Source organism: Trichocoleus sp. DQ-A2 (assembly GCF_039961915.1).
Taxonomy (GTDB): domain Bacteria; phylum Cyanobacteriota; class Cyanobacteriia; order Cyanobacteriales; family FACHB-T130; genus FACHB-T130.
Map to the genome: position 1 here is coordinate 244,180 of NZ_JAMPKD010000009.1, position 12,065 is coordinate 256,244.

General features: G+C 46.7%; 11 protein-coding genes and 1 pseudogene. 7 read left to right on the top strand and 5 right to left on the bottom strand.

Translation table 11 applies throughout. From position 1 onward, the window contains the following. The first annotated feature begins 20 nt into the window (after positions 1-20). Positions 21-2,564 (top strand): TonB-dependent siderophore receptor, encoded by a 2,544-nt coding sequence (locus tag NC997_RS11455; RefSeq protein ID WP_190524709.1) that lies wholly within the window; start codon positions 21-23, stop codon positions 2,562-2,564. A gap of 239 nt (positions 2,565-2,803) precedes the next feature. Next, positions 2,804-3,991 (top strand): PepSY-associated TM helix domain-containing protein, encoded by a 1,188-nt coding sequence (locus NC997_RS11460; RefSeq protein WP_190524711.1) that lies wholly within the window; start codon positions 2,804-2,806, stop codon positions 3,989-3,991. Positions 3,992-4,042: 51 nt separating this feature from the next. On the opposite strand, the gene NC997_RS11465 is transcribed toward NC997_RS11460, so the two are convergent. After that, positions 4,043-4,828 carry a winged helix-turn-helix domain-containing protein gene (locus tag NC997_RS11465; protein ID WP_190428949.1) on the bottom strand — a complete coding sequence of 262 codons (786 nt, stop codon included), beginning with the start codon at positions 4,826-4,828 and terminating at the stop codon, positions 4,043-4,045. 464 nt (positions 4,829-5,292) lie between these two features. Between NC997_RS11465 and NC997_RS11470 the strand changes: the two genes are divergently transcribed. Next, positions 5,293-5,688 (top strand): hypothetical protein, encoded by a 396-nt coding sequence (locus NC997_RS11470; RefSeq protein ID WP_190524713.1) that lies wholly within the window; start codon positions 5,293-5,295, stop codon positions 5,686-5,688. Between the two features lie 119 nt (positions 5,689-5,807). Next, entirely contained in the window at positions 5,808-6,056 is a 249-nt protein-coding gene (locus tag NC997_RS11475) for a DUF6761 family protein (RefSeq protein WP_190415582.1), read from the top strand. A gap of 382 nt (positions 6,057-6,438) precedes the next feature. Here the strand turns inward: NC997_RS11475 and grxD are convergent, their stop codons facing one another. The 3 genes from grxD to NC997_RS11490 form a co-directional block, all read right to left on the bottom strand. Further along, positions 6,439-6,762 carry a Grx4 family monothiol glutaredoxin gene (grxD, locus tag NC997_RS11480; RefSeq protein WP_190415580.1) on the bottom strand — a complete coding sequence of 108 codons (324 nt, stop codon included), beginning with the start codon at positions 6,760-6,762 and terminating at the stop codon, positions 6,439-6,441. A 69-nt stretch (positions 6,763-6,831) separates the two neighbouring features. Continuing rightward, positions 6,832-7,092 carry a BolA family transcriptional regulator gene (locus NC997_RS11485; RefSeq protein ID WP_190415578.1) on the bottom strand — a complete coding sequence of 87 codons (261 nt, stop codon included), beginning with the start codon at positions 7,090-7,092 and terminating at the stop codon, positions 6,832-6,834. Between the two features lie 37 nt (positions 7,093-7,129). Then, positions 7,130-7,768 carry a hypothetical protein gene (locus NC997_RS11490; protein WP_199292123.1) on the bottom strand — a complete coding sequence of 213 codons (639 nt, stop codon included), beginning with the start codon at positions 7,766-7,768 and terminating at the stop codon, positions 7,130-7,132. Positions 7,769-8,160: 392 nt separating this feature from the next. On the opposite strand from NC997_RS11490, the gene NC997_RS11495 reads away from it, so the two are divergent. The 3 genes from NC997_RS11495 (at position 8,161) to NC997_RS11505 (ending at position 11,238) form a co-directional block, all read left to right on the top strand. Beyond that, the gene (locus NC997_RS11495) at positions 8,161-8,376 is read left to right on the top strand and encodes a hypothetical protein (protein ID WP_190524715.1); all 216 of its coding nucleotides are present in this window, start codon (positions 8,161-8,163) and stop codon (positions 8,374-8,376) included. Positions 8,377-8,778: 402 nt separating this feature from the next. Next, on the top strand, positions 8,779-9,642 hold the full coding sequence (locus NC997_RS11500) for a metallophosphoesterase (RefSeq protein WP_242031233.1): 864 nt from the start codon (positions 8,779-8,781) through the stop codon (positions 9,640-9,642). Between the two features lie 363 nt (positions 9,643-10,005). Beyond that, positions 10,006-11,238, top strand: coding sequence for a DUF4336 domain-containing protein (locus tag NC997_RS11505; protein ID WP_199306025.1), 1,233 nt, complete (start codon positions 10,006-10,008; stop codon positions 11,236-11,238). Between the two features lie 686 nt (positions 11,239-11,924). Here the strand turns inward: NC997_RS11505 and NC997_RS11510 are convergent. Then, positions 11,925-12,065, bottom strand: a pseudogene (locus tag NC997_RS11510) (IS630 family transposase); the annotation flags it as partial.

Consider the following 12,065-nt stretch of genomic DNA (forward strand, 5'->3'; position numbering starts at 1 on the left):
TTTAGGTGTGTGGAGACGGCATGAAACTACAGCAATTACTTCCTGGCTTGTTAATCGCAGGCTCAGTTGTCATGACGGTAGCTCAGCCAGTAAGGGCTGAGGTCGTACAAGTAACCGGCGTGCAACTCAACTCAACGCCCGACGGCTTGCAGGTGATTTTGCAGACGACGAATGGAGCAGCGCCCCAAGTGGTCACATCTAGCTATGACCAAACCCTGCTCATCGACCTGCTCAACGCCCAGCTAAGCCTTCCAGAAGGGGATACGTTTACTCAAGACAACCCAGCTTTCGGCATAACTTCTGTAACCGTAAACCGCTTGTATGGCAACAGTGTCCGGGTAACGATCAAAGGCGTCGCAGAACTGCCAATCGCAGAGGTCGTGCCGAGTCCGCAGGGAGTGGTACTCAGCTTAACAACCGCCTCCGAAACCGCTGAGGCTCCCCCTAGCCAAGAAACACCAGAGACGACTGATTCTGAGCCTTCTGAGTCGCCCCAGACGCCCTCCGAGGGTGAGCCTTCTGACGAAACCCAACCAGACACTGACGCTCCAGTTGAAGAGCCAGAAGAAATTGAACTGGTAGTGACAGGTCAGCAAGAAGGCGGATATAGAGTTATCGAGGCCACAACCGCCACGCGCACCGATACACCATTGCGCGACGTTCCTCAGGCCATTCAGGTTGTTCCTCAGCAGGTGATTGAGGATCAACAAGTAGTACGGATCACAGAAGCTGCACGCAACGTCAGCGGCGTTGTGCGAAGCGAGGGCTATGGAGGTGCTACTGATAACTACACCATCCGGGGATTTGCCATCTCCAGTAACCTGAGAAATGGTTTCAGCGATGGCGGTTTTTACTCATTAACGGATGTCGCCAGTATCGAACGAGTCGAAGTTCTCAAAGGGCCAGCTTCGGTACTTTATGGTCAGATTGAACCGGGTGGTGTCGTGAATTACATCACCAAGCAACCGCTGAGCGAACCTTATTATGCCGCTTCATTTACGGCTGGAAGTTACGACTTCTATCGCCCATCAATAGATATTTCTGGCCCCCTCGATCCTGACAAAACTGTATTGTATCGATTGAATGTTGCCTATGAAAATTCGGGTAGTTTTAGAGATTTTGTAGACAGCGAGCTTTTCGTGGTTGCACCTGTCTTGAGCTTCAAGATTACCGATAAAACTACCTTAACCCTGGAGTATGAATACCTGGATCTCGATCGAACTTTCGACCGAGCCTTTCCACCGCTAACAGCGATGTTTGATCTTCCCATTAGTCGTTATCTAGGAGAACCCAACGACAGTTACAACCATAGAAGCCATAAAGCTAGTTATGTTCTGGATCATCGTTTTAGCGAAAATTGGCGGCTCCGGAATGCCTTTTCAGCTCAAATCGTTGATACAGAGCGTAAAAATGTCCAAGCACGTACCTTCCAATTAGAGGGAGATGGACGCACCCTACGGCGAAGATATAATGACTCTGACGAAAATAGAGAAGATTATTCTCTGCAAACAGACTTGGTAGGCAAATTTAATACTGGCTCGATTAATCATCAACTTCTCATTGGGCTTGAGTTAAGTAAAATTAGAAATGGTTACACATTACGCAGAGCAAATTTCCCTTCAATTGATATTTACAATCCAGTTTACGGGTTTCCTCGTCCAACCAGTTTTGGTGACGCCTTTGGCAGAGAAGAAAACACTAATACGTTAGGTATCTATGTACAAGACCAGATGACATTGTTGCCAAACCTGAAATTACTGATTGGCGGTCGATTTGATTCTGTCGATCTTGACATCGAAGATGTTGCAGACGCTTTGAATGGAAGCGAAGCTGAAAAATCCAGCCGTTACTTTGAAGCCTTTTCACCCCGCGTTGGAATTGTTTATCAGCCGATAGAACCAATTTCACTCTATGCCAGTTACAGCCGCTCTTTTAGACCAAATATCTTTGCTTTTACGTCGAACGGACAGCTAATAGAGCCAGAAAAAGGTACCCAATACGAGGCAGGAATTAAAGGTGAATTCTTAGATGGCAGATTATCTACGACGCTGGCAGCTTACCAGATAACCAAGACAAACGTTGCCACGACAGATCCCAATGATACTGATTTCTCAATTGCAGCGGGAGAAGTGAAGAGCCGAGGCATCGAATTGGATGTGAGGGGAGAAATTGCACCCGGTTGGAATGTTATTGCATCTTATGCCCATATGGATGCTTTTGTTAGCAAAGATGAGACCATTCCTGAAGGGGACGAATTGGTTAATGCGCCAAATAATACCGCTAGCTTGTGGATGACTTATGAATTTCAAAGAGGTGCTTTGCAAGGGTTAGGTTTTGGAGCTGGACTATATTTCGTGGGTGCGCGGGAAGCGGAGCTTCCAAATACCATCGAAATCCCTTCGTATTTGAGAACTGATGCCGCTATCTTCTATCGGCGGAACAATTACCGCGCTGCTCTGAATATCAAGAATCTCTTTGATATCAAATATTACGATTCTCAAGGCTTCTTAGTTTACCCCGGAGCGCCTTTAACTTTGTTGGGGACATTTGGGGTGGAATTTTGATGTTTTAGGCTCTGGCTAAGCGGTTAATCTGGTATCCTCAACGCCATTCTGGTTAAAGCTCAATACTTTTCGATGAGTAAGTTTCATCGCTCAGAGATCCTCCCAACCCCCTTTTTTGAGGGGGACTATGTTTCTCTATTTGTTCAGCTCTATTTGAGAGGAACTAGCCTTACTGAAAAGTATTAGATTAAACCCGCCCTGAGGAAGCCAGAAGACAAAATTCAAAGGAAGTCTTGCTGATGAAATTACGCAAACTTGCATTGATACTGCACCGCTATGTGGGTGTAATATTCGGTCTTCTGATACTTGTAATCGGATTGACGGGAAGCGCTTTAGTCTTTCACGAAGAGATCGAGCGCGCTCTCAATTCTCATTTACATCAGGTTGCTCTGCAAGGCGAATCGGCTTCTGAGAGCCTGCGCGATCGCATATCCCCAGATTCAGCTTTACAGATCGTCCGCTCAGCCTATCCAGACTTGACGCTGTCTTATATCGATCTGCCGCGAAAGCCAGACTCGGTATACACGGTGGGGATGGAATCAAAGAAGGATGAGTTTATCTACGCTTACGTTAACCCCTACACTGGAGCGATCCTCGGCACACAACAGTGGGGACGCACGTTGATGACTTTCGTGTATGACATCCACTTCTCTCTTCTCGCTGGCAAGGTTGGCGAGAAAGTCGTTGGGATTTGTGGCTTGTTGCTGTTGCTGCTGAGCGTCTCTGGGATGATTTTATGGTCTGGTTGGAGAAGGCTCCTTTCCGGCTTCCAGATCAGGTGGCAAGCTCCCTGGCAGCTGGTCAACTATGACCTCCATAAGGTCGGGGGTATCGTGTCTGCTGTGTTTCTGCTCCTGATTGCTTCCACAGGAGCCGCAATGATTTTTCACGCGGAAACCGAGCCAGCAGTCTACTGGCTAACACAGACGCCACAACCTACTCCCTTAACGTCCACACCTCAAGTGGGCAAGTCACCTTTGACACTCAAAGAAATTTTGCCCAAAGCTGATGCGGCGTTGCCAGAAGGCAAAACCACCTTCATTTCTCTTGCTAGTAAACCGGATGGAATCGTCAGGGTCACGAAGAAATTGCCCCAGGAAATCCGCCCAGATGGTCGTAGCCGTGTCTATCTCGACCAGTACAGCGGGAAGGTCTTGCGGGTGGAAAATGCGCTGACAGTACCTTTAGGAACCCGGATTATGAATGAGCTGTTTACTTTGCACATTGGGATTTATGGTGGGCTGGGAATGCGGATTTTGTATGTGTTCGTTGGCTTGACCCCCACCGTTCTATTTATCACTGGCTTTGTGATGTGGCGACAGCGCCAGTGGGCGATCGCTCGTCGTCAAGAAGCGATCCGTCAGAGTCAGGGAATCCCAGAACCTCGCCCGAAAATCTACCCGACAACTGAAGTGCCTTGGATTTGAGGCGGGTGGCAAAGTTTATCTTAATCTATCTTCTATCTTAAAAATTGATACTTAGCGGTGGCGGTTCTGTCCGCCTAGCATGGCAGGGGTAGCATGAGCAGGGAGCGGTTTGGAATCGTTCTCAATTATTGAGGCAACTGGTTCTGCTCCCTTAAGAATCTCTGGATTGAACCGATAGCCCACGTTGCGGACAGTTTGAATCATGCTGGGTTGTCGAGGATCGGTTTCAATTTTCTTGCGTAGGGAGAGGACGTGAGTATCAATGGTGCGTGGATTATCGATAGCGTCAGGCCAAGCGCGGCGCAGTAGTTCGGAACGGCTCAGCGCTACTCCTCCAGCCTGTGCCAGAACGTAAAGCAGGCTGAACTCTTGGGGCGTCAGGTCAATGAATTCTTCTTTGAAGCGGACGCGGCGCTGCACTAAGTCTATTTTTAGGTCGCCATAATCTAGGGATATCGGTGCGGCTGTGACGCGAACGCGGCGAACTAGCGCCTCAACCCGCGCCATAAATTCTTGCATCCCAAATGGCTTGGTCAAATAATCGTCGGCTCCCGCTTTTAACCCAGCGACAATATCGGCTTCCATACTGCGGGCGGACAGCATCAAGATGAGTACCTGTCCCTGTTGATGAAGCCATCGGCAAAATTCAATTCCATCGCCATCTGGCAGGTCGGAATCAAGGATTACGAGTGCGGGTTGGCGAGTATAAAACGTTTCTCTACCTTGATGAACGCCAGCGGATTGACACACCCAGTAGCTTGCTTGCTGTAAGTGCCAGCCCAGTAGCGATCGCAGGTGCGGGTTCCCCTCGATGATCTGAATGCAAATCGATCCCACGGTGGCATGCTTCCCTTCAAGCTGGTGAGATTTAGCTTAACAAAGCTTATGTCAGGATTCTGTAACCAGGGCTACGAGGGGTCTAGGCTATACAATTAAAAATTAAAAGTTAAAAGTTAAAAAAATTCTATTAAAAGTCAAACTTTTGTTTTATATTTTTAATACTTTAAAAGAAATATTACAGATTTAGGGCGAGTCTGAAGTCAAAGCTGCCATTTCACCAAGCAGTCAGTAAAATGAAAGTTAACGAAGGGTAACGTTTAGTCAAGTTTACTGAACAATGCCATGCCAAAAGCTTCCGATGACCAAATTAGTATACCTAGCTAAAGCAAGCAGGATGTCTTTCCTACTAGAAAACCACTGAGTGAGGCACAAGGCATGCGTGAGGCACAAGGCATGAGACAAATCGCGTTTTGGATATACCAGGCACGGGACAGCAGGCACCTCTATCCTGGTAATCGGAAATGTGGTTAAAAAACCGGAATTTTATTGACAAAAGCTTAAAATTCTGCTTAGTACAGAGACAGTCTTTGTCAACCGGCGGTTTAAACCAGCTAACGACTAAATGGCAGTGCTTGCTGGAAAAGATGGCACAAATCGCTCGACAGGGGCATGACGTTGGGGATCAAGTTTTCTACGATGAAACTAAAGTGAGAGCGATCGCGCAATTCGCTGCTCCCGGAAGGATGAGTTTTGGTGTTATTCCCTTAATTTTCAAGGAACACAACCAAGCGTTCTCTCATCACCAAACTGGGGTGCATTCGTTTTCGGTTTCCGCACCGCAACTCCAAACCGCTGTAGTTCTGGTTAAGACACTAGCCTTAACTGAAGCAAACCCGAAGTACGCCTGCGTTTTCTAGCGCCTAGCGCCTAGCGCCCTTAATGAGTTGCCAGAATCAAAACTAACCGCTTAGAGCGAAAGTTTCCTTCTTGCGACTTCACCCCTTATACTTCTAATTCAAACCTGATACTTCCGACCATGCTACAGGACTCTCAAACCATCCGCTACTACCAAAGACTCACCGACGCCCTCGTCGAAATGTGGAATCGGGGTTATCGTTTCGATGATTTGCGGCTGTTTTTAGATGGCTATCTCGCAGCTATGCGTCATTCTAACGTTCTGGAACCCTTTCTCATCCACCGCTTAGAAGAAGAAGTTACCCGTTACATTTACGATCCATCCAACTTTGACATGACCCAGACTCAACCTAAATCGGACTATTATTAGTTCGGGTTAGCTGCTTTGGTCAAGCTGAGGCTATCAGCATCAGCCTTGCCATCGTTGCCTGTGGATAATGTGGTTAAATTGCCCACAGGGATCGGGTTTGGGTAGACAACAGCGATCTTCCGGGTGCTGTTTATCTTTGACGTTCAGCAGCTTCGGAATTTTTATACAGCCGATAAGGAAAAATTTGAAAAAAGAGCGATCGCCCTTAGTATCGTTTACGTCCTAGTCCAGTCAATAATTTTATTTAGGATGATTTAGGCTGCACAGCTTTTGAATGAGCTTTTAAATTTAGTCGCAAGTTATCCTAAACCCAGTAAAAATTCCCTCCTGGATTCTTAATTTGAAGAACCAGGAGGGAATTTTCAGTTCGTATCCCAAAGCTTTAGGAAGCTAAGGCAACTTCAACCATTTCCTGCAATTCGCCCTTTTGATACAGTTCAATCAGAATGTCTGAGCCGCCAACAAACTGACCATCAACGTAAACTTGGGGAATGGTAGGCCAATTAGAATATTCCTTAATTCCCTGCCGGATTTCCCAGTCGTCCAAAATATCAATCGTGTGGTAGGGTACGCCCAAAGTATTCAGAATTTGTACCACATTGTTAGAAAAACCACACTGGGGCATCAGCTTATTGCCCTTCATAAAGACCACAATCTTATGCTCTTTGAGCAAGCTGTCAATCCGCTCTTTTAGTTCTGGCGTCATAGTTCTGCTTGGAATGCCTCTATTTTCTAGTGTAATGCCAGTGCGCGAGAACGCAATTTTTATTCAGGTTCAACCTCGCTTGGTAGCAGCCTCCCAATCTTGGGGAGTATAGGTTTTCAGTGCTAGAGCATGAATCGCTTCTGTAGCCATCGCTTGCTGCACTGCACCGTAAACCAGTTGGTGCTGTTGTACAAGCCTTTTGCCTTCAAACTGCGACGAAACCACTGTCACTTGGTAATGGTCGCCACCGCCAGTCAGATCCTGAACTTGAATCTGGGCATCTGGCATTTTGGCTTTGATCATCGCCTCTACCTGATCTGGGCTAACCATTTAAACTCCCGTATCACTTCAAGTTGCTAATTCTAATCTACCGTTTAGGTGCAGAGGAAGATGAATTGGAGCGATCGCTCGAAGAATTAGCCGGTGCAGAATCAGGAGAATCGATAAATCCAATTTCTAGCAGCTGCTGATAAGCTTTCTTGCCGAGATCCCGTGTCGGCTGCTGACTGCGAACAATCTGTATTAACAAAGGTACTGCCAAATCTGGCTGATTTTGCGCGCGATGTACCAGCGCTAGCTGATAAGTTGCCCGATCTCGAAGTTGAGCAGCTTCTACAGCCTTGCGGCGTTGGCTCTCGTAAACTCGATTATCAATTCCCGAAAAACTAGAACCCAGTTGTTGATAAAAATTGGACAACTGGTTGAAAACCTGACGAGCCTCTTGGAGCTTCTTGGCGGCTAGAGTATAGTTTTGCGAAGATACAGCACTATCTGCCTCACTCAGCAAACGGTTCCCTCCTGCCATACTTAATAAGCCACTGTCCGGATCGATCGGGCGCAGATTGTTGGGATCGGTTAAGTCTGGTTGTGTTTGACTGGTGTCTTCTGGTAAAGCAGGCATTTGGTTCTGAGCCTGCACGGGTTGTAGCAGAGCCAAAGACACTGTCAAAGGTAGGCCAGCAAGGCAGGTAAAACCGAGGCGTCGAGCAGTTCCAGAAGATACCATAAAATAACCCTATTGGGGGGCTGAAAACAGAACGATGACAAACTTTGGGTATCTTAACATTGTCGGACTCACCAAGTTTAAGACCAGCCGCTGATAAATTCCCAAAGTCATGCCCTGTTTAGATTGACAAAACTATAAAAAAGTTTCCGAATATTCTTTAATAATATAAAAAATAAGGGTGGAGATTTTCCGCGCAAAAGCTCAAATATCCCTAGAGCAATTCCATCTAATCTGATAAAGGACTGCGAATTTGGGCGGAGTCAAGGATTTCAATTGGATTTGTAGCCTTGTCCCGTCAACTTGCATCTTGTCCCTGCTGGTTGAAACCACCGTCACCCGTTCATCTGGCGCTAGGAGTTCCGCTAAGGGTCGATCCGCTATTTTTGGTTTAAATGCAGGGGATTGAGCGATCGCGCGATCGGCGTCAATCTGTAGCGATTTCCCAGCACCTCACTCAATATCTTGTACACGAACAGGATATTGAACGTGTTGATGCAGCGATAGCGATCGCATCATCTATTATCTTTTTGCTGCGGCTTGCTCAAGAAGAAGCGAATCTTTCCCTTAAAATTAACAATAAATTATCTGAACTAATTCTTGTGGCTTAACTCGGAAGCCAGCCACAAAGGCCTATCAAGCAGTTATTTGAAGCGGCAGAAGAACAAGAGAAATAGGAAACGATTAGGCAAAGGCAAGAAGCCGAGGTAAGACATATCAAAGCGTTAGAGGCGTTAGCTAAACGGGAAGCCGATGCTTAGAAAGATGTCAAACGGCTGCTAGAAAGTTCTCAGGCGCAAGCTTATGATGAGGCGATGAAGTTACTTTTAAAGCTGCCAAGATTTAGCACTCCATAAAAACCAAAAGCTAGCTTTTCGGACACGCCTAAACCAAATTCAGGAGCAATACAGTAGACGCCCTGCTTTTATAAAACGTTTAAATAATGTAGGTTTGATATAAACCTACATCTTGCTCCCAATTGGTCAGTGCCAGGAATAGCAGCAATTTCGCAGTTGAACTGGCGTCAAGATGACAACGTCTTTTCAAGGCAAACGCTACCCTTAAGCCCTATGCGGATTGCTTCTATTTCCGACCAACCCATTCATGAAATCCCCTTTATTACTGCTGCTGCGGCAGGTCATCTCCAGGTGGTTGAGCAAGTTTTACCGATTTTATCGGCAGAAGCTGACTCACTTCCACCTGGCTTAGACGCCATCATCATCGCTAGTGATTTACAGGGTATCAATCCCACAGATGGACGCCTTCTCGGTCATCGTGTCGCGGAAGAATTAGAAACTTTAGCGAACCTGGGACGGATTCCATCCCCACAGAAAACAGGCATTATCTTGGCAGGCGATCTTTACGCACGAAGCGATAAGCGTGGGGGTGAGGGAGATGTCCGCGAAGTCTGGCAATCTTTCAGTCGTCGTTTTCGCTGGGTTGCTGGAGTTGCAGGAAACCATGACATCTTGGGAAACACGCCAGAGGAAATTCAAACCTTTAAAAAAGGGCGAGGTATCCGCTACTTAGATGGTGAAATCGCTGTGGTTGATGGATTCCGCATTGCTGGTATCTCAGGGATTATCGGCAAACCGACTAAACTTTGGCGTCGTTCAGAAAAGGATTTTCATCAAGCTATTCGCCAACTGCTCAAGGAGTTACCAGATATCCTAATTTTGCACGAAGGTCCCAACGATCCAGACGCGAAACTCATCGGAAATCAGTCAATTCGCGCTGAACTTGCCACAGCGAACGAGTTGTTAGTCATTTGCGGTCACTCCCATTGGAAGGTGCCGATGACTACTTTATTCCCAGGAGTCCAAGTTCTCAATGTAGACAGCCGCGTTGTTGTCCTCACGGTGGCAACGTCGGGGTAATTTGCTGTAAACCTTTTTTAAGGGCAAAGGGGGCAAGGGGATGAATCATCAACGGAAAAATCGGCTTTCTCCCACTCCTCCACTTTCCCCCTCCTTGATCCTCTAAAAAACCTACCCTTGTGAGGGGGTTAGGTCTGCTTTATCTGGGAAAGATTGATCCTAATAGGGTAGAAAACGAGCGTTTGTTTAAAGTCTAATTGTCATGCGGGTCTAGATTTTAGATAAAAATAAGTTATTGACTCAAAAGTTTGCTTTCCTCCAGCAGCTAGAAATTCGACAAACACGGGCGTCAGCATTCATGAAGAAGGGGAAGGGGTCGTGGAGTGGATAGAACCGCTAAAAAAAGCGCACCAGACACACCTATTGAAGGCATCGTTTGGGCAGGGGCAAGATAGTTTGAGTATCAAACCTGGAGACTGGTCATGGCCTTTTTGGCTGGCTGTGCCACTCTACCCATACAGTCGGCGGCGGACACTCCGCAAAGAAGTTGTGAAGGACACGATCTGGACTTTTGACCAGATGCAGGGCATCCTCTACACTGTCGTACCGATTCGCATGACCGTCGTTAAGCTCTCTGAAGGAGGTCTTCTCGTCTATGCCCCAGTTGCAGCGACCAAAGAGTGTATCCGGCTGGTTCAGGAGTTAGAGGCGAAATACGGCGATGTTAAGTACATCATCCTGCCAACTGCTTCTGGCTTAGAACACAAGGTTTTCGTGGGTCCGTTCGCCAGACGCTTTCCTGTAGCACAGGTGTTTGTGACTGAGAACCAATGGAGCTTTCCGGTGAATCTGCCGTTGAGTTGGCTTGGTTTCCCTAGCAAACGCACTCACGTACTTCCGGAGAATAGCAAGGATGCGCCCTTTGCTGAGGACTTTAATTATGCAGTGCTGAGCATCGACCTGGGGCGAGGGTCCTTTGAAGAAGTGGCTTTATTGCACAAGCGATCGCGCACACTGCTGCTGACAGATTCGGTACTTTCCGTGCCAGAGTCTCCGCCAGAGATTGTCCAAGTTGACCCGTATCCCTTGCTGTTCCACGCCAGAGACAGCGCCTTGGAGCGGGTTGAAGATACTGAGGCGAATCGTCGCAAGGGATGGCAGCGCATTGCGCTGTTTGCTTTGTACCTCCGTCCCAGCGCCTTAGAAATGAGCGGGCAGGGGCAGGCTTTGCGCGATGCCCTGAAAGCACCGGATCGGTCAAAGAAGGCGTATTTTGGTTGGTTTCCCTTTAAATGGAAGGCTCAGTGGCAGCAGTCCTTTGAGGCGCTGCGAGGGGGTGGTCGCCCGTTCGTGGCACCGATTCTGCAATCGTTCATTTTCACCCAAGCGCCTCAAGCAGTCCTTGATTGGGCGGACGAGGTGGCAAGCTGGAATTTCCAGCGAATTATTCCCTGCCACTTTGATGCGCCGATTGAGGCAACTCCCGATCAGTTCCGGCGGGCGTTCACCTTCCTGAAGAAGAAGTCTTCTATCGGTGAGGGTTTCTTAGGGGGTGGAAGTCAGCCGTTGCCGGAGGATGACTTTGAATTCATTAGAGAACTTGAAGAAAATTTGACTAAGCGCGGCATTACATCGCCACAGAAGGAAAAGGTATGAGGCGGTGATTTTTGCAATTAGGTTCTTAGCCTGAATATACTTCAATCACTATACCCCCAACCCTTCCTTCGTCAGCTCTGCATTTGATTCCATCTATATAGCAGAAGTGGCTTTTGTATTCTTCTTCGTCGTTGCTGTCTGCATAATATGCGATGTATCCACCTGACATGGAACTATTGTAAAAATGCAGTTTTCTGCCATTAATATCTGTCGCTTTACTGCGACAGTCACTACAAATGTATTCCGGGTATCTAAGAGAAGGAGTCACCTCAGCATGGCAAATGGGACAGGTTTGTGTAGTCATGCTCAAAACTGTTTCTATACTTGTATGACTATAGTCTCAACTTAATCAAAACAACTGCTCAATAAAACCAGCAGGAATATGTTGATTAAGTATTGCTGTAGGACTAATTACCCTGACTAACATAGGAGCGATCGCTTTCCGTGCTGCTTCTATTTTGGAAAAGTGGAGTTAGAGGGAAAGGATGCGATCGCTTGGCACAATTAAAACATTATCTGAAAAACAAAACATTTTCCTGGATAGGATAATACTTGTTAATGACCTTAACAAGTATTGTTTTTGTCCTTGAACTGCATCAATTCTCAACTTTATTATAAACACAAAATTCTGGTATTCAATCTTGCATAACATCAAATAATAAATTGCAATTCTCGTCTATAAGTGCTTAAGCAAAATTAATTACATATTCGGTTCCGACTTTTTTTAGCACATTTTTGACATACTTTACTAAACTTTTCCAGTCCCGATAAGCCTCTATCTCTATCCATTCATATTTCATAAACTTCCATAAGATTTCAATTAAGTT